Raw genomic sequence first — 18,697 nt, forward strand, 5'->3', positions numbered from 1 at the left:
GCTGCCATCGGGCGACGGCAGCTATCCCGGCCCGGTTATTTTCCTGTTCGCAGGCTAAAATCAGACGTCCAGATAAGACAAAATGGTTGCAGCGACGTCAGACGTCTCCTGCGTTTCACTCGAAGCCGCCACTGGGGTGCTGGTCGCGCTGTCCTCGGTCGAAGCCGTCTCGTCGGTGGTTGAGATCAGGGAGGCGATATCCTGGACAGAGCTGTTGGTGGTCTTGGCGCTGTTCAAGGCCGTAACCTGCGCCGATGTCATGGCGGCGATCTGGCCTGGTGTGAAGGCTGCCGCCTGGGATGCCGTCAGGGCAGCGAGCGTACCGGTGCCCAATCCCGAGATCGCGCTCGAACTCAGGCTGATGATCTGCTCGGTGGAAAATGCCGTCAGGTCGTCGCCGCCAAGCGCGGCTGCCTGCAGCGCGTTGAGGACGCTGACCTGTGACAGTGACAGCGCTCCGATTTGCGCAGACCCCATCGCCGCGACCTGACCGTAGCTCAGCGCAGCCACCTGGCCCGTCGTCAAAGCGGCGATCTCCTGAGAAGACAGGGAGGCCACGACGGTGGCGGACAGTCCCTTTATCGCCGTCGAACTGATGGCGGCAAGTTCGCCGGTCGAGAATGTATCAAGATCGTCCGCCGTCAATCCCGCAAGTCCGGCCGAACTCAATGCGGCGATCTGGCTGGTGGAGAGTGCTTCGATCTGGTCCTTGCCGAGGGCATTGATCTGATCGCTGGTCAATCCGGCGACGCCAGCCGTGCTCAGGGCCGCAACCTCGGCGGTGGAAAGAGCGGCGATAAAGTCCGTGGACAGTCCCTTTATCGCGCTTGAGCCGATAGCCGCGAGTTCCTCTGTCGAGAAGGTTTCCAGCATCTCCGCAGACAGGCCTTTGAGCGCATCCGAATTCAGCGATGCTATCTGCCGGGTGGATAATGTCTGGACCTGTTCAATGCTCAACGCGCCGGTCTGTGCGCTGCCAAGGCCCGCAATCGCCTTGGCGTCCAGAGCCGCTATCTGGCTGACGGAAAGGGAGGCGATGTCGGCCGTATTCAGGGCCGCAACCTGTTTGGAGGTGAGGGCGCCGATCTGCGCATTGGTCAGCGCGCTCACCTGACCGGTGCCGAGAGCCGCGATCTGATCCGTGGTCAGGCCCGGTATTGCCGCCGTGCCGAGCGCGGCGATCTGAGCGGTCGTCAACGAGGCGATCGTGGCTGTCGACAGGCCCGCGACCGCATTCGAACTGATGGCAGCCAGCTCGGCGGCAGTGAATGTATCGAGATCGCCGGCGCGGAGGGCCGCGATCTGTTTCGAACTGAGAGTGCCGATCTGACCACTGGTCAGGGCCTCGACCTGAAGGGTGTCGAGGGCCGTGATCTGATCGGTGGTCAGGCCCGCCGTGCCCGCCGTGCTGAGGGCGGCGATCTGGGCTGCCGAGAGCGAGGCGATACTGGCCACGCTCAGAGCCGCAACCTGTCTGGAGGTGAGGGCGGCGATCTGGGCGCTGGTGAGGGCATCCACCTGACCGGTGCCGAGGGCCGCGATCTGGGCGGTGGTCAGGCCGGGTACTGCCGCCGCTCCCAGAGCGGCGATCTGCGCCGTCGTCAGCGAAGCGATTGCCGCTGTCGACAGGCCCGAGATCGCACTCGAGCTGATGACAGCCAGTTCGGCGGCGGTGAATGTATCAAGGCCACCGGCGCTGAGGGCCGCAATCTGTTTTGCGCTGAGGACGCCGATCTGAGCACTGGTGAGGGCCTCGACCTGAGCGGTGTTGAGAGCGGCGATCTGATCGGTGGTCAGGCCCGCTATGCCCGCCGTGCTTAGAGCGGCTATCTGGGTTGCCGAAAGCGAGGCGATGCTGGCCACGCTGAGGGCGGCAACCTGCCTGGAGGTGAGGGCGCTGACCTGAATACTGATCAGGGCGTCGACTTGATCGCTCGTCAGGACGGCGACCTGCCCGGTGTTCAACCCTCCAACGCCAGCCGCACTCAAGGCTGCGATCTGGGCCGTGGTCAGCGACGCTATGGTCTCCGTTGACAAGCCCGGGATGGCGTTTGAACTGATCGCGGCAATGTCCTTGGTCGAGAACGTTGCCATGTCGTCCGTACCCAAGACCGCAATCTGTTTCGAGCTGAGAGCACCAACCTGGGTCTCGGTCAAAGCCTCGACCTGCGCGGTGTCGAGGGCCGCGATCTGATCAGCGGTCAGGCCCGTTATGCCCGCCGTGCTGAGGGAGGCTATCTGGGCTGCTGACAGCGAGGCGATGTCAGCCACGCTCAAGGCCGCAACCTGTTTGGAGGTGAGTGCCGCGATTTGGGTAGTGGTCAGGGCGTCCACCTGATCGCCAGTAAGCGCTGCGACCTGTCCGGTGCTCAACCCGCCAATGCCAGCCGTACTCAGCGCTGCGATCTGTGCTGTCGTCAGCGACGCTATGGTTTGGGTGGACAGGCCCGGGATTGCATTCGAGCTGAGGGCGGCAATGTCCTTGGTCGAGAACGTCGCCATATCCTCCGCGCTCAGGGCCGCTATCTGCGTCGAGCTGAGAGCGCTTACCTGAGCGCTGGTCAAGGCCTCGACCTGCGCGGTGCTGAGGGCGGCGATCTGCGCGGTGTTCAACGCACCGATGCTTTGCACGTTCAGGGCGGCAATCTGGGCTGTCGTCAGGGAGGCGATGGTCTCTGCCGACAATCCGGAGATCGCACCGGAACTGATCGCGGCGATATCCTTGGTCGAGAATGTCGCAATGTTATCCGCGCTCAAGGCGGCGATCTGTTTCGAGCTGAGAGCGCCGACCTGGGCGGTGGTCAAGGCCTCGACCTGGGCGATACTCAAGGCGGCGATCTGCGCGGTGCTCAACGCACCGATGCTTTGTACATTCAGGGCGGCAATCTGGGCTGTCGTCAGGGAGGCGAGGGTCTCTGCCGACAGTCCTGCGATTGCGCTGGACGTGATCGCGGCGATGTCCTTGGTCGTGAATTTCGCCAGATCGTCCGTCCCCAGCTGCGAAATCTGTGTGGAGCCGAGATTGACGATCTGCGCGCTCGTCAAGGCTTCGGCCTGGCTGGTGGTGAGGGTCGCCAGCTGTTGCGCGCTTAGTCCCGTAACGCCCGCACCGCTCAGGGAGGCGATCTGGGCCGTTGAAAGAGCGGCGATGTCGTCTGTGCCGAGGGTGGCAATTTGTGCCGCGCTCAACCGCGCCATCTGCTTGGTCGACAGCCTGGAAACCTGATCGGTGCTGAGGGCGGCGATCTGGCCGGTCGAAAGTCCGAGGATGCCGGAGGTGCTCATTGCCGCAAGCTGGGCCACGGAAAGCGATGCTATATTGTCCGTGCTCAAGGCCGCAATCTGCCCCGAGCCGAAAGCCGCGATCTGGGCTGTGGTCAGGGCCGCGATCTGATCGATGCTGAGGGCCGCAACCTGATCGCTGGTCAGACCCTTGATGCCCGATGTGCTCAACACGGCGGTTTGGCTGGTGGACAGGGCGGCCACATCGTTGCCTAGGGCGGCGACCTGAACCGAACTCAAGGCCTTGATCTGCGCGGTGGATAGAAGGCTGACCTGATTGCCGCTCAGGGCTTCGATCTGATCGGAGGTGAGGCCGGTGATGGCGCTGGTGGTGAGGGCGCCGATCTGAGCCGTGGTGAAGGCCGCGATAACATCGGTGTTCAAGCCCGACATGGCTTTATTCGTGATCGCTGCGATATCGGCGGTCGAGAATGTCGCCAGATCCTCGATGCTCAGGGCTGCAAGCTGCGCTGAACTCAGGGACTTCACCTGCGTCGGAGACAGCGCCTCAACCTGCTCGGTGCTCAGAACTTCGATCTGATCGGCCGTCAGGCCGGCAATGGCGCTGGTGGTCAGGGCGGCGATCTGGGCGGTGGACAGCGCCGCGATTGCGTCCGCGCTCAGGCCGGACATGGCTTTGCCGGTGATTGCCGCGATATCGGCGGTCGAGAATGTTGCTATGTCCTCGGCGCTCAGGGCCGCAAGCTGGATCGAGCTCAGCAACTTCACCTGTGCCGAGGACAGGGCCTCGACCTGCTGGGTGCTGAAGGCTTCGATCTGGTCGGCTATCAGGTTTGCGACCACGCCGGTGCTGAGGGCGGCAATCTGAGCGGTTGACAGGGCCTCGATCTGAGCCGCGCTCAAGGCCTGGAACTGCGCTATACCGAGGGCGTTCATCTGGGCCGTCGTCAATGCGGCGATCTGCTCTTTGGTCAGCGTGCTGATCGTCTCCGTGCCCAGACGGGGCATGGCTTTGCCGGTGATCTCCGCTATATCGGCGGTAGAGAATGTCGCGATGTCTTCCGCGCTCAGCGCCACGAATTGCGCCGCGCTCAGCGACCTCACCTGTTCCGGCGACAGGGCTTCGACCTGGCTGGTGCTTAAGGCGGCGATGTGCGTCGTCTTGAGTGCGGCAATCTGGGCCGTCGTCAATGCGGCGATCTGGGCGGTGCTCAGGGTTTCGATCTGGTCGATCGTCAGGCCGGCAATCGTGCTTGCGCTGAGGGCGGCGATCCGATCCGGGCTAAACGCTGCGATTGCCTCGGTGCTGAGGCCCGGCATGGCCTTGACGGTGATCGCGGCGATGTCGGCGGTCGAGAATGTCGCTATGTCGTCTGTGCCGAGGGCAGCGAGTTGCATCGAGCTCAGCACTTTGACCTGCGCCGGCGACAGGGCTTCGGCCTGTTCCGGGCTCAGGACCGCGATCTGGTCGGTCGTCAGGCTCGCAACGGCGCTCGTGCTCAGGGCCGCGATCTGCTCGGGGGTAAGCCCTGCGATCACCTCCGTGCTCAGGCCCGGCATGGCTTTGCTCGTGAGCGCTGCGATATCGGCGGTTGAGAACGTCGCTATATCTTCAGCGCTCAGGGCGGCAATTTGCGTCGCATTGAGGGCGCGCACCTGAGATGAGGTCAAAGCCTCCGCCTGTTCCGTCGTCAGGGCATGGAGCTGGGTGGTGGTGAGCGCAGAAATCTGGCTCGAATTCAGGCTTTTGATGGCGTATTGATCGAGAATGTTGAGCTGATCCAGTGTCAGGCCAACGATGGCGCCCTGCGAAATGGCGCTCAACTGTTGTGAGTTGAGGACTTTCACATCCTCCACATCCAGTGCCGCGATCTGATCCGAGGAGAGCGCCTTGATCTGCGTTGTAGAGAGCGACGCGACGTCCTCGGTTGTCCAGGCCGCGACCGCCTCTGTCGAGAGATATCTGATCTGATTGACGTTCAGGGAAGAAATGATCGACGTCATGTCTGAAAAATCCTAAAGTCCAGGCCCAACAGGTGGATTTTCCGCCCGAGCCCACCAGAGGGGCATCGGTTACGCAGGTCCACCATTTTTCAGATGTTGAGTACGCAATCGGGCTTGCCTGAACCTTAAGTTGCTACGCTTCAGCCGCCGTCACCTCAAAGGGGTGAATGCAGAAATGCCGGCATGGGAGCGCCCTCCGCTCGCCGGGCGAGATAGAGCCGGGCGGTGTCCAGCGCCTCTCGAATGGTCGCATCCATGTCGAGATAACGGTAGGTCCCGAGCCGCCCGACAAAGGTTACCGACGCTTCCCGCTCGGCGCGCGCCACATATTCGGCGAGCTGTTCTTTGTCCTCGACCAGCCGGATGGGATAATAGGGAATGTCCTGCGGGCCGCATTCATGGGAGAATTCCCTGTAGCAGACGGAGCCGGCATGGTCTTCCCACGGAGAAAAGTGCTTGTGTTCGGTGATGCGGGTAAAGGGCACCGAAACGTCGCCATAATTCATCACCGCACAGCCCTGATAGTCGCCGTTATAGGTGAAACGCTCGAAATTGAGCGTCCGGTACGCCAGACGGCCGAATTCGAAATCGAAATAGCCGTCGAGCGGACCGGAATAGAAGACGTGTGCGGAGGCCGGCGCTTCGGCGCGCTGGAAATGGGTGCCAAGTTTGACGCTGATATTCGGATGATCGAGGATGCGTTCGATCATGTCCGTATAGCCGGTTTCCGGCATGCCCTGATATTTGTGGAAGAAGTAGTTGTCGTCATAGTTGAAGCGCACGGGCAGGCGTTTCAGGATCGAGGCCGGCAGTTCCGTCGGCGAGCAGCCCCATTGTTTCTCGGTGTATCCCTTGAAGAAGGCCTCATAGAGATCGCGGCCGACGAAGCGCAGCGCCTGCTCCTCGAAGGTCTGTGGATCGGTAATCGACTTGTCGGCCTTTTCCTCGATGAAGGCTCTGGCTTCATCGGGCCGGAAATTCTTGCCGAAGAACTGGTTGATCGTGTGCAGATTGACCGGCAGCGAATAGACGCGCTCGCCGCTCGTCGTTTTGACCCGGTTCTTGTAAGGCATGAATGTCTGAAAGCCGTTCACATAGTCCCAGACTTCCTTGTCGTCGGTATGGAAAATATGCGGACCGTAAACATGCACCATAACGCCGGTCTCACCGTCGCGTTCGGTGTGGCAATTGCCGGCAATGTGATTGCGGGCATCGACGATGTCGACCCTATGGCCCGCCAGTGCAAGCTCGCGGCCAATGACCGCGCCGGAAAGCCCGGCACCCACAATGACAATTCTTTCGTCCGCAATCATTGCTAAGTCAGTCCTGTTCATCCATCGCCTTGCGGGCGGTCAAGATTTGCCGGGGGGCGCGCCGCACGGCGCTTGTCCTCGCCGGTGTCGTTCGATCCCAGCTCAATTGTCCGGTTTCTGCCAGAGGCGGCGGTCATAGGGGATCGGCGCATAATCGTGCCATTGCCTCAGCTTCTTCAGGTAGCGCTCGCGGTAACTCTGTTCGTCCTCGAACTCGATGTTTTCCTGCAGCGCTTCTGCACCTGCTTCGTAATAAATATCGAGATTGCTGAGGTCGGGCACCGGGGTCTCGCCACGCTCGCATTCACCCTGCATTTGCCAGAAGAGTTCTTCGAGACGCCGCGCCAGGGCGGGAATATCGCGCAGGACGCTGGTGTCGCGCTGCCGGGCGATCGATTCCCTGACCTCCAGAAGGCTCTTACGGTCGCGTTCGAAACCGATGGCGCGGGCGACATAATCTTCCGGTGAGGAGCAGATCATCTCCGGCACGCCTGCTGCGGTGACGATGCTGCCGCAGAAGCGTGCGGCAAAGGTCTTGCCGGACATGGTGAGAACCGGCAGGCCTGAGGTTATCGCATCCGACGCCGTGGAATGCGCGCCATAGGGGAACGTGTCGAGAAACAGATCGGCAAGGCCGATGCGCGCAATATGCTGCGGGTTCTGGGCCTTCGGTGCGAAGATGAGCCTGTCGGACGCGACGCCGCTCTTTTCCGCAAGGTCTCGCAGGCGTTGATTGACGTCGTCATCACCCGCCAGCAGCCATAACAGGCTGCCGGGCGTCTCAGACAGGATCGTCATCCAGCGGGCGAAGCAGTTTTCCGTGATCTTCTGCATGCCGTTGAAGCTGGCATAAACGAATGCATCCTCCGGCAGTCCGACCTCTGCCCGGGCCGGCCGGGGGGCGATGGACCGCTTCCGGTCAAGGGGCTGGTCGCAGGCGATGCGGAGCACCTTCTCGGAATAATAGATCTCGTTCTCCGGCGGGATCATGTAACCATCTGAGATCAGATATTGATGGAACGGACTTCCCATCGATCCCGGGTAACCGCAGAAACTGACGATGACCGGTGCGGGGCGATAGGCGAAAATTTTCGTGCGGGCATCCTTGGTGTAGCCATTCACGTCGATCAATATATCGATCTCGTCGGCAATGATTTGAGATGCCGCGGTGGCGTCATCCATGCCGTGAATATCACGCCAGCAATGAACCGCGGCCTTGATGCGTGCCTGCGTGCTGTCAGTGCCGCGGACATTGCCGCAATAATAGGCGAAGACCTCGATGCTATCTTTGTCATGCAGTTCCAGAACTTCGCAGAGTGCGAAGCCGACGGCATGATCGCGAAGATCCGACGAAAGATAGCCGACGCGCAGACGCTGGCCGGTGCCGGACTTCTGCTTGGGTGATCTGCGCGGGAACCGGCTGAGGTCTGGACGCGCACCGACCAGCATCTTGCTGAGGCGATATGCCTTGGCGAGCTGGAACATCGGGTCGTCGGCGTAACAGCTCAGCGTCAGCGACGACATCGCATCGAGCATCTTGCGCACGGGAATATGGCTCGAAGGGGCAAGTATGGGCCATTTGCACTGGCGCTGCCGCAACGATGCCCAGTGCTGGCCGGCCTCCGGCAGTTCCGGCCGCAGTTCGAATGCCTGTAGCAAGGCGGTCTCGGCCTCTTCGAGCTTTCCGGCGCCTTCTAGAACCCTGCCCATATTCTGCAGGGTCATATGCCGATGGCCGATTGTCTCGGCGTCGACGCTTTTCGTCGCTTCGGCATAATGCGACCATTGCTCCACCGCGTGGCCGATCAGCCCGGCATCTTCAAGCGCGCGGCCGAGATTGATATGGCCGGGCGCGAATTCCGGGTTGGCCTTCAGGCAGGCGCGAAACGCCTGTACGGCGCCGGCCCGGTCGCCCAGCTGGTTGAGCATGACGGCATAGTTGAAATAGGCGAGATGGATCGTTGGGTTGTTGTCGTTGAATGCGACCCAGGTCTTGTAAAGTTCCGCCGCCGCCGCCTGTTGCCCGGCGGCATTGAGCGCCTCTGATATGCTCAGCAGATCCATGAGGCTCAGCCGCTGGTTCCGCGCAAGATCGAGTGCGCTCGGAGCGGTGTCGTCATTTGATGGGGAGACTTGGTTGGCGGTCATGACATCCTGCGGCAAGGCGACAAAGGGTCTAAGATAAAGCAGCCTGTTGATGGGCCGTCTTTAGCTATCGCAGGTAACTTGCCTGTGGCTGGATGTATTGAGTTCCGGGTTGCTTGCGCTGATCAGCCGCGGGCTTTGAGGAGCGAAATGTCCTTCCAGTCAAACGGTCGCCTGGGAGGCAACGGATCAGTCAGGCCAAGGGACCAATCGCTGATATTTTCTCCGGGCGAGAATGCCTCAGCCCATTGTTCTGTCGCGCGACGAAAGCATTGTTTCGATAAACGGTGCAGACGAATTTTTCAGAAATCTTTCGAAGTATTCTGCGGCGAAAAGCCCAAATGTGCCACGACGCGGCTTCGGGCCGCGTCGTGGATTGTCTTGTTTCTTAAATTTTATACACCCTTGTAAGCCTTGATGACCGCTTCAACCTGTGCGTCGTTCATGACTTTCAGCTGCTGGGCCGAAAGAGCTCCAGCCTGGGCGGTGCTGAGGCCGCCGATAGCCGCGGTGGAAAGACCGGCGACAGCATTGGCGCTGATAGCCTTGATCTCGTCTGTCGAGAACAGCGCCAGCTCGGTGCTGTTGAGCGTAGCGACCTGAGCAGAATTCAGACCAGACACCTGTTCGGAGGTCAGTGCCGCGATCTGATCGGTCGAGAGGGCTGCGAACTGCGTCGAGGACAGTGCTGCGGCCTGAGCCTTGCTGAGTGCGGCGATATTGCCGGTGCTGAGCTTGGTGGCGTCGAGACCGCCGAGAGCCTTGGCGGTGATCGACTTGACTTCGTCCGCCGTGAAGGTGGCAAGGTTCGCGGAGTTGAAGGCGTTGAGCTGCGTCGAAGACAGGCCCGCAATCTGGGTCTTGGTCAGTGCTGCGGCGTTGTCGGTGGTAAGCGACGTAATAGCCGCAGTCGTCAGACCGGAGACGGCAGTGGCGGCGATGGCCTTGATCTCATCGGTGGAAAAGAGGGCCAGTTCGTCGCTGCTGAGCGTCGCGACCTGAGCGGAGCTGAGACCGGACACCTGATCGGAGGTCAGCGCCTTGATCTGGTCGGTCGACATGGCGGCAAACTGTGCCGTTGAGAGGGCCGAAACCTGTGCCTTGCTGAGTGCGGCGATATTGCCGGTGCTGAGCTTGGAGACATCAAGGCCAGCGAGCGCCTTGGTAGTGATTGCCTTGACTTCGTCTGCCGCGAAGGTGGCGAGGCTACCCGAGGTCAGCGCGTTGAGCTGCGTGGACGAGAGGCCCGCAATCTGGGTCTTCGTCAGTGCTGCTGCATTATCGGTGCTGAGGGCGGCCAGGGCAGCGGTAGAAAGACCGGCAACGGCGTTGGCGGCGATAGCCTTGATCTCATCCGTGGAGAAGAGAGCCAGCTCGTCGCTGCTGAGCGTGCCGACCTGAGCGGAGCTGAGGCCAGCGACCTGATCGGAGGTGAGAGCCTTGATCTGGTCGGTCGAGAGCGCCGCGAACTGCGTCGAGGAAAGCGACGTTACCTGAGCCTTGGTCAGTGCGGCGATGTTGCCGGTGCTGAGCTTGGTCACATCGAGACCGGAGAGCGCCTTGGTGGTGATCGCCTTGATCTCGTCTGCCGTAAAGGTGGCGAGGTTTGCGGAGGTCAATGCGTTGAGCTGCGTGGACGAAAGGCCGGCAATCTGGGTCTTCGTCAGGGCAGATGCATTGTCGGTCGTAAGGGCAGCGAGGGCTGCGGACGAAAGGCCGGCAACGGCGTTGGCGGCGATCGCCTTGATCTCGTCTGTCGAGAAGAGAGCCAGTTCGTCGCTGCTGAGCGTCGCGACCTGAGCGGAACTGAGGCCGGACACCTGATCGGAGGTGTCAGCGCCTTGATCTGGTCGGTCGACATGGCGGCAAACTGCGCCGTAGAGAGCGCCGAAACCTGCGCCTTGCTGAGTGCTGCGATATTGCCGGTGCTGAGCTTGGTCACATCGAGACCAGCAAGGATCTTGGTGCTGATCGCCTTGACTTCGTCTGCCGAGAAGGTTGCAAGGCTGCCGGAGCTGAGCGCATTGAACTGCGTGGAAGACAAGGCGGCGATCTGCGTCTTTGTCAGCGCGGCTGCATTGTCGGTGCTGAGAGCGGCGATGGCTGCTGTGGAAAGACCAGCGATGGCAGTGGCGCTGATCGCCTTGATCTCGTCGGTAGAGAAGAGGGCCAGTTCGTCGCTGCTCAGTGTTGCAACCTGAGCGGAGCTGAGGCCTGCGACCTGAGACGAGTTGAGTGCCTTGATCTGGTCGGTCGAAAGGGCGTCAATCTGGCTGGCATAAAGGGCGGTAACCTGAGAGGACGACAGGCTGCTGACCTGAGCGGAGCTCAGTTTCGCCATCTGGGTGAGGGTCAGACCCTTGACTGCCGTCACGGAAATGGCGCGCAGGTCCTCAGAGCTGAAAAGAGCAAGGTTATCCGTGCTCAAAGACGCGATCTGAGATGACGAAAGAGCCTTGATTTTGGTGCTATCAAGAGCATTCACGTCTTCCGACGTCAGGCTGGCAATGGTGGACGTCGAAAGCTTGGAAATCTGCACAGCAGACAATGAGGAGAGGATCGAAGTCATGAACGTGTCCTTTACCGAATGGCGGATGGTCACGCCTATCTGCTGCCAGACACTGCCTATGATGACAGCGGTCCGACATCCGCAAATAAAGCGAAATTGTGGAGAACATGGCTCATGTGAACCTGCGCTGGAAACGCTTCATGCAATTCGAGCCGGAGATAGGGGGCCCGGATTTTCCACGCTAGCTTGTGCGAATGCCGCTCAATAATTTCTGCCGCTTAAGATTTTCGCGACGAGCGTGTCATATCAGGCCAACATTTAAAGCCTAGTTAATATTTGGAGGCGTCGCATTTTATTCTTGATGTTTTCGTATCTTAGAGTCTTGTAGAGTATAAAATCACGAAGCCAACTATCGATTCGATCAGCTTCCACTGCGGGCAATCAGACGTGACAGCTCACGGATAAGTAGTGTCCGTTTGGAGGGGCGAGAGCGCAAGGGTTTGACCGTTATTTTCGTCTAAAACTGTCCTGCGATTCTTGCCGGGCGCTGACCCACCTATGTAACGGCTGCCAGAATCGGACAATGCTTTGCTTTGTCGCCTTTATTTCGGGTGCCGTGTAGTTGGTTTTTTTAAGCGGAAGCTGTTCTTTCCGGTTTCCGGGCCACGGCAATGCTTTAGACGGGCGGGCACGGGATCGTGCGATGATTCGGCGATATCCCGATGGGGAAAACTGGTGTCCGAGGCGCAATGACCCGCCACCAATGACGGGCTGGTTTGGTTTGACCCAGCTGCCCTGGCAAGACTTCAATCCCCGGTATCAGGCATGATGGCGCAGGGCGTCGATGATTACCTTCATCGCCGGAGACATCTGGCGCCTGCTGGCGTAATAGAGGTGATAGCCGGTGAAGGGTGCGCTCCAATTGTCCAGAACCGCCTGCAGTCTCCCTTCGGCGATGTGCTCCTCGACAAGGTCTTCGGGAATATATGCGATCCCGTAGCCTTTAATCGCCGCGTCGATCTGGGAGATCGATGAGTTGAAGCTGAGTTGCCCGTCAACTCTGACCCGCAGTTCTCGCCCGTCCTTTTCAAACTCCCAGGTGTAAAATCCACCCCAGGTGGCCTGACGTGTATTGATGCAGACATGGCCGACCAGATCCTGGGGCGTGGCAGGGATGCCGTGTCTGGCGAAGTAGTCCGGCGAAGCCACGGCCCGGAGCCGCCAGTCCGGACCGATCCTGACGGCAATCATGTCCCTGTCGACGCTCTCGCCCAGTCGCACGCCGGCATCGAAGCGTTCCTCGACAATATTGCGCATGCCATTGTCGCTATAGAGTTCGACATGGATGTCAGGATAGTTGGTGAGTACGCGGCTCAGCTTCGGCCAGACGGTCGTTTGCAGGGCGTGATCGGACAAGGTGAGGCGCACGGTGCCTGAGGGTTTTTCACGAAAGGCGACGAGGTCCGCCAAATCCGCCTCGATCCCCTGAAATCGCGGAGCGATGGACAAAAACAGGCGCTCGCCGGCTTCCGTGGTGGCAACGCTGCGTGTCGTCCGTGTCAGGAGCCGCACGCCCAGCCGGGCTTCCAGCTGCTTGATTGTGTAGCTCAATGTCGACTGCGATGTTCCAAGCGTCGCCGCAGCCTTTGTGAAGCTCCGCTCCTTAGCAACCTCCATGAACCAGAGAAGATCCTTCATGTCCTCTCGCTGCATCAAACCTCGCCAATTAATATTGAATTTCGATAAGTCCATGCGAATTAGCACGGATTGTCCGCAAAGTCGCCCGGCAATATCTTGCCGCCATTGAAAGAAACCGGGATTTTAGTGGGATCTGGGCGAATGGCACTCACTTATGACGAAGAGATGGGCAGCAGGCGCGCGGCATGGAGCGCCGTGCTTTGCATGACGCTCTGCGCCTTCGTATTGATCGCTTCGGAATTCATGCCCGTCAGCCTGCTGACGCCGATCGCCGCCGATCTCGGTGTTTCGGAAGGCAATACGGGGCAGGCGATCTCCGTCTCCGGCATCTTTGCGGTCATCACCAGCCTGTTCATTGCCGGCCTGACCCGGCGGCTCGACCGGCGCCTTGTCGTGCTCGGCCTGACGGCGCTGCTGATGTTGTCCGGAATCGTGGTCACCCTTGCACCGTCTTTCCCGGTTTTGATGCTTGGCCGCGCCTTGCTCGGCATTTCGATCGGCGGCTTCTGGTCGATGTCCACCGCCATCGTGATGCGTCTTGTCTCCCATGCCCAGGTGCCGAAGGCGCTTGCCCTGCTGAATGCCGGCAATGCGGTCGCGGCAACGGTTTCCGCCCCGCTCGGCAGCCTGCTGGGCGCCTATATTGGCTGGCGCGGCGCCTTCTTTCTTGTCGTGCCGATCGGCCTGCTTGCACTACTATGGCAATGGATCGTCCTGCCGGAACTCCCGCCGCGGCGCGACCGCGCATCCACGAATGTCTTCAGGCTGCTTGGACGTCCAGCCGTCGCAGCGGGCATGATCGCGATCCTGCTGTTATTCATGGGCCAGTTCGCACTTTTCACCTATCTGCGGCCCTTTCTCGAACAGGTCACGCGGGTCGAAATCACGGTGCTGTCACTGTTGCTGCTGATCATGGGACTGGCCGGGGCGGTCGGAACATGGGTCATCGGTCGACTGCTGCAACGCCGTCTCTTCAGCATTCTTGTGGTCATTCCGATGATGATGGCCGGTATCGCGCTCTCCATGGTCGTCTTTGGCGAAGCGGAACGTCCAGTCATCGCCGCCCTTGTCGGCTGGGGTTTTCTTGGAACCGCCGCACCGGTTGGCTGGGGCACCTGGCTGAGCCGCATTCTGCCCGACGATGCCGAGGCCGGCGGCGGGCTTCAGGTTGCCGTCATTCAACTGGCGATCACGGCGGGGGCCTCGGTCGGTGGAATTTTATTCGACAGTTTCGGTTGGTGGTCCGCCTTCACATTGAGCGCATTGCTGCTCTGCTGCTCCTCGCTTGCGTCTTTTGCCGCCTGGCGGCTGGCGCGGAGGCCGTCATGAATGTGCGCCCGATGGTTCCTGCCCGACGCATCCTGCTGGCGATGGCCGCCGCGTTCATCCTGCCCGGGCGAGCCCTCAGCAAAAGCGGCGCTGACAATCAGGAGAAGACCGATTTGAAGATCAAGCTGACTTTCGGAGAAAACACAATGATGGCGACGCTCTACGACAATCCGTCGGCGCGCGATTTTGCATCCATGCTTCCGCTCGATCTCAGGATCGCCGACTTCGGCTCCAATGAGAAGATCGCCTATCTCCCTCGAAAGTTGACAGTCGAAGGCCATGGTCCGTTCGACAATGAGCGGCCTTACGACCTTTGTTATTACATGCCCTGGGGCAATCTCGCGATGTTCTATGCCGACTACAGGCATCCCGGCCTCATCCGGCTGGGACGCTTCGATCAAGGCTATGAAGCGCTTCATATCCCTGGGGAATTTCCGCTGCGTATTGAACGCGTCCAATGAACCGAACCCCAGGAGTTCCCAGCATGAGCAAGCCAATCGAAACGAGTGAAACCTGCAATACCGGCAGGCGCAACCTGATGAAGGCAACGGGCATCGCCGTCGCCGCAATGGGCATGGTGCAGGTGGCGGGTGCGACGCAGGCCTTCGCCCAAACCTCTTCGTGGGACAAGGTCTTCCCCAAGAGCGACAATGTCGACCACCAGAAGGTCTCGTTCAGGAACCGATACGGCATTACTCTCGTAGGCGACCTCTACCTGCCAAAGAACCGCGGAGCTGCGCCTTTGGCTGCTCTTGTCATCAGCGGTCCCTTTGGTGCGGTGAAGGAACAGTCGTCCGGCCTTTATGCACAGACCATGGCGGAGCGCGGATTTGCCGCGCTGGCGTTCGATCCGTCCTATACCGGAGAAAGCGGCGGTGAGCCCCGGAACGTCGCGTCGCCGGATATCAATACCGAGGATTTCAGTGCCGCGGTCGACTATATCGGGCTGCAATCCTACGTGGATCGCGAGCGCATCGGCGTCATCGGCATCTGCGGCTGGGGCGGCATGGCGCTGAATGCCGTGGCGGTGGACAAGCGCGTGAAGGCAGTCGTGGCCAGCACCATGTATGACATGACGCGGGTGATGTCCAAAGGCTACAACGACAGCGTTACCCTCGAACAGCGCACGCAGGCGCTGGAGCAGATGAGCCGGCAGCGCTGGCAGGATGCGGAAAAGGGAAGCCCCGCCTATCAACCCCCTTATAACGATCTCAAGGGTGGCGAAGCGCAGTTCCTGATTGATTATCACGACTATTACCGGACACCGCGCGGTTACCATGCGCGTGCCGTCAACTCCGGCAATGCCTGGACGCAGACGACACCGCTGTCATTCATGAACATGCCAATCCTGACCTATATCGCCGAAATATCGCCGCGGCCGGTGATGTTCATCCATGGGGAAAAAGCGCATTCCCGCTATTTCAGCGAGACCGCTTTCGCCGCGGCTGCCGAACCGAAGGAGCTGGTGATCATTCCGGACGCCAACCACACGGACCTTTATGACCGCGCCGACAAGATCCCGTTCGACCGGATCGCCGCTTTCTTCAATCAGCATCTGGCGTAGAAGGCGATCATAAAGATGTGACGGCAGCCGTGGCTGCCGTCACATTATTTTTCGCCTCAGGCGGCGCGCTCGTGCGCGTCGGCCCTGTCAGTGCTGCCGGCTCTAGTCCAGCATCACCATATGTGCCGGCAACTGCTCTTCGAAAAATTTCGAGAAAGTCGCAATACGGGGTGGCAGCGCCTGATAGGGCGGATAATAAAGCGTCAGCCAGAGTTCGGGTGGCACCCAGCCGGGCAGCACATGAACGAGCCGGCCGCTATGGATATGTTCGGCGATATTAAATCCCGGCAGCAGGGCCACACCGGCGCCTTCCGCTGCCATATCGGCCAGAACCTCGCCGCTATTGGCGCTGAATGCCCGGCCGGCCGATATGGTGATGCTCGATCCGCCGTCCGACAGGACCCAGTTCTCCCGGCGGCTTTCACCGCTATAGGCAAGGCAATCGTCAGGGGTCAGCTCGCTCGGATGTTCCATCTGCGTAAACCGGCTGCCCGGGGCCGCCACCAATATTCTCGGCACGGCCCTGATCTTGCGCCAGATGGTGAATTTGTCCGATGGGGCGGACGAAATGCGGATTGCCAGATCGTAGTCGTCATCCACGATATTGATCAGGCCGTCCGAGAGCGAAATCTCGAAGCACATTTTCGGATAGAGCTCCCGGAAGCCGGACAGGATCGGCGGCAGCACGGTTTTGCCGAGCCATGTCGGCGCGCTTATCCTCAGCCGCCCCTCATCCGCCTTATGGGCGTTGCGGACATCGCGCCGGGCATTCTCCAGCGCCTCGACAGCGGGCTGGATCTGGGCGGCGAAGATCGCCCCGTCCGTCGTCAAGGAAACCTGGCGGGTGGTGCGGACGAATAATTGCACACCGAGATCGTCTTCAAGCGCGGCAATAGCACGGGTGACGGCAGCCGCCGTCATGCCCAGTTCGCGGGCGACCTGCGCGAAGTTGCGCTTTTCGGCCGCCATCAGAAAGGTTTTGAGAGCTTTATGATCATTCATCGCCATTATTTCAAAAATCGCAATTCATTCGAGAAAAATATTGCAATTCCGCGATGCAATCAAGCGGGTTACATCTTTGTCCATCGAAACGGACACACCAAAGATGAAAGGCGCCGACGATGATCAAGGATATCAAGGGCCTGCACCACGTCACCTCCATGGCGTCGGACGCGCGGCAGAACAACAGTTTCTTCACTGATACGCTCGGCCTGCGCCGGGTGAAGAAAACCGTCAACTTCGACGAACCCAGCGTCTATCACCTTTATTACGGCGACGAAAAGGGAACGCCCGGCACGGTCATGACCTATTTTCCCTTCGCCAACATGATGGCCGGCCGTCCCGGCGTCGGCGAAGTGGGCGAGACGCAGTTTTCCATCCCGAAGGGTTCGCTGGGTTTCTGGAAAGAGCGTCTCCTTGCCAAGGGCGCTGCCGGCGTTCAGGCCGACACGGTATTCGGCGCTAATCGCCTGCGCTTCACCGGCCCCGATGGCGATGGTCTTGCTCTGATCGAAACAGGCGACGACGCCCGTGCCGCCTGGCTGGCCGAGGGAATTTCCGAAGACAACGCCATACGCGGTTTCACCGGCGCACGGTTCAATTTGCACGACACTGCCGCAACCGAAGAACTGCTGCGTTTCATGGGTTATGAGCGGACTGACGTTGAAGGCAATGTGACGCGTTTCGTCATTCCCGGCGGTAACGGGGCAGATACGATCGATCTTGTGGCCCTGCCCAAGACACCCTTTGCCCGTTCGGGAGCGGGCTCGGTCCACCATATCGCCTTCGCAGTCGAAAACCGCGAGAAGCAGCTGGAAGTGCGCAAGGCGCTGATGGATACGGGTTATCAGGTCACGCCCGTCATCGACCGCGATTATTTCTGGGCGATCTATTTCCGCACGCCGGGCGGCATCCTGTTCGAGGTCGCCACCAATGAGCCCGGTTTCGACCGTGACGAGGATACCGCGCATCTGGGCGAAGCGCTCAAGCTGCCGAGCCGCTACGAGCCTTTCCGCAATCAGATCGAGGCGAACCTCGCTCCGCTTGCAGCATAAAGCGGGTCTCTGATCCGCATCCACTGACCAAGACAGACCCTCGCTTTTCAAGACGGCTGCCCCTGCCGGGCAGCCGGCCGGCGAAGCCTTCTCAATTTCCACCGCCGTAGATCGGCAACCACCACCTGAACGGAGAACTGAAAATGTCCAAGCTCGAAGTCCTTACCCCCGCCAACAGCCAGCTCATCTTCATCGACCAGCAGCCGCAGATGGCTTTCGGTGTGCAGTCTATCGACCGGCAGACCCTGAAGAACAATGTCGTCGGCCTCGCCAAGGCGGCAAAGATTTTCAACATTCCGACGACCATCACCACGGTCGAAACGGAAAGCTTCTCCGGCAACACCTTTCCGGAACTGCTTGCGGTCTTCCCTGAAAACGACATTCTCGAACGCACTTCGATGAATTCCTGGGATGACCAGAATGTCCGCGATGCGCTGGCGAAGAACGCCGCCGGTGGCCGCAAGAAGATCGTCGTCTCCGGCCTGTGGACGGAAGTGTGCAACACCACCTTTGCGCTCTCCGCACTCCATGATGTCGCAGATTACGAGATCTACATGGTGGCGGACGCTTCCGGCGGCACCTCTGTCGATGCGCACAAATATGCCATGGACCGCATGGTGCAGGCCGGCATCATTCCCGTCACCTGGCAGCAGGTGCTGCTCGAATGGCAGCGCGACTGGGCCCGCAAGGAAACCTATGACGCCGTCACCTCGCTGGTGAAGGAACATTCCGGCGCTTACGGCATGGGCATCGACTATGCCGTCACCCATGTCCATGGCGGTGAAGAACGCGTCAAGCACGGCAAGCGCATCGGCCCCAACCCGGCCAAGAAATAAGC

The 18,697-nt window shown here is 60.2% G+C and carries 12 protein-coding genes; 5 read left to right on the forward strand and 7 right to left on the reverse strand.

Annotated features, from left to right (window positions below; genetic code table 11):
• Positions 1-60: 60 nt before the first annotated feature.
• From AGR7B_RS19455 to AGR7B_RS19475, 6 genes are all read right to left on the reverse strand, one after another.
• The gene (locus AGR7B_RS19455) at positions 61-5,247 is read right to left on the reverse strand and encodes a beta strand repeat-containing protein (protein ID WP_080857617.1); all 5,187 of its coding nucleotides are present in this window, start codon (positions 5,245-5,247) and stop codon (positions 61-63) included.
• Positions 5,248-5,402: 155 nt separating this feature from the next.
• Positions 5,403-6,560 (reverse strand): UDP-galactopyranose mutase, encoded by a 1,158-nt coding sequence (gene glf / locus AGR7B_RS19460; RefSeq protein ID WP_080857618.1) that lies wholly within the window; start codon positions 6,558-6,560, stop codon positions 5,403-5,405.
• A 102-nt stretch (positions 6,561-6,662) separates the two neighbouring features.
• Complete coding sequence (locus AGR7B_RS19465) at positions 6,663-8,708, reverse strand: O-linked N-acetylglucosamine transferase, SPINDLY family protein (protein WP_080857619.1); 2,046 nt, start codon at positions 8,706-8,708, stop codon at positions 6,663-6,665.
• Between the two features lie 392 nt (positions 8,709-9,100).
• Complete coding sequence (locus tag AGR7B_RS26255; RefSeq protein WP_245317745.1) at positions 9,101-10,246, reverse strand: hypothetical protein; 1,146 nt, start codon at positions 10,244-10,246, stop codon at positions 9,101-9,103.
• Positions 10,247-10,368: 122 nt separating this feature from the next.
• Entirely contained in the window at positions 10,369-11,274 is a 906-nt protein-coding gene (locus AGR7B_RS26260) for a hypothetical protein (RefSeq protein ID WP_245317724.1), read from the reverse strand.
• Positions 11,275-12,033: 759 nt separating this feature from the next.
• The gene (locus tag AGR7B_RS19475) at positions 12,034-12,927 is read right to left on the reverse strand and encodes a LysR family transcriptional regulator (RefSeq protein ID WP_121490439.1); all 894 of its coding nucleotides are present in this window, start codon (positions 12,925-12,927) and stop codon (positions 12,034-12,036) included.
• A gap of 126 nt (positions 12,928-13,053) precedes the next feature.
• On the opposite strand from AGR7B_RS19475, the gene AGR7B_RS19480 reads away from it, so the two are divergent.
• Genes AGR7B_RS19480 through AGR7B_RS19490 form a run of 3 tightly spaced genes read left to right on the forward strand, consistent with a single transcriptional unit; the run spans position 13,054 to position 15,805 of the window.
• Positions 13,054-14,241: an MFS transporter gene (locus AGR7B_RS19480; protein ID WP_080857621.1), complete on the forward strand. Its 1,188-nt coding sequence runs from the start codon at positions 13,054-13,056 to the stop codon at positions 14,239-14,241.
• Positions 14,238-14,702, forward strand: a complete 465-nt coding sequence (locus AGR7B_RS19485) for a cyclophilin-like fold protein (RefSeq protein ID WP_080857622.1) — start codon at positions 14,238-14,240, stop codon at positions 14,700-14,702. Before AGR7B_RS19480 ends, AGR7B_RS19485 begins: the two co-directional genes overlap by 4 nt.
• A 23-nt stretch (positions 14,703-14,725) precedes the next feature.
• Positions 14,726-15,805, forward strand: a complete 1,080-nt coding sequence (locus tag AGR7B_RS19490) for an alpha/beta hydrolase (RefSeq protein WP_080857623.1) — start codon at positions 14,726-14,728, stop codon at positions 15,803-15,805.
• Between the two features lie 102 nt (positions 15,806-15,907).
• Here AGR7B_RS19490 and AGR7B_RS19495 read toward each other — a convergent pair whose 3' ends face one another.
• Positions 15,908-16,807, reverse strand: coding sequence for a LysR family transcriptional regulator (locus AGR7B_RS19495; protein WP_065657454.1), 900 nt, complete (start codon positions 16,805-16,807; stop codon positions 15,908-15,910).
• Positions 16,808-16,926: 119 nt separating this feature from the next.
• On the opposite strand from AGR7B_RS19495, the gene AGR7B_RS19500 reads away from it, so the two are divergent.
• Together AGR7B_RS19500 and AGR7B_RS19505 are read left to right on the forward strand one after the other, a co-directional pair.
• Complete coding sequence (locus tag AGR7B_RS19500) at positions 16,927-17,859, forward strand: VOC family protein (RefSeq protein WP_080857624.1); 933 nt, start codon at positions 16,927-16,929, stop codon at positions 17,857-17,859.
• Between the two features lie 143 nt (positions 17,860-18,002).
• A complete protein-coding gene (locus AGR7B_RS19505) occupies positions 18,003-18,695 on the forward strand; it encodes a hydrolase (protein WP_065657452.1) in 693 nt (230 codons plus the stop codon).
• Positions 18,696-18,697 lie beyond the last annotated feature (2 nt).

The organism is Agrobacterium deltaense RV3 (assembly GCF_900013505.1).
GTDB lineage: Bacteria > Pseudomonadota > Alphaproteobacteria > Rhizobiales > Rhizobiaceae > Agrobacterium > Agrobacterium leguminum.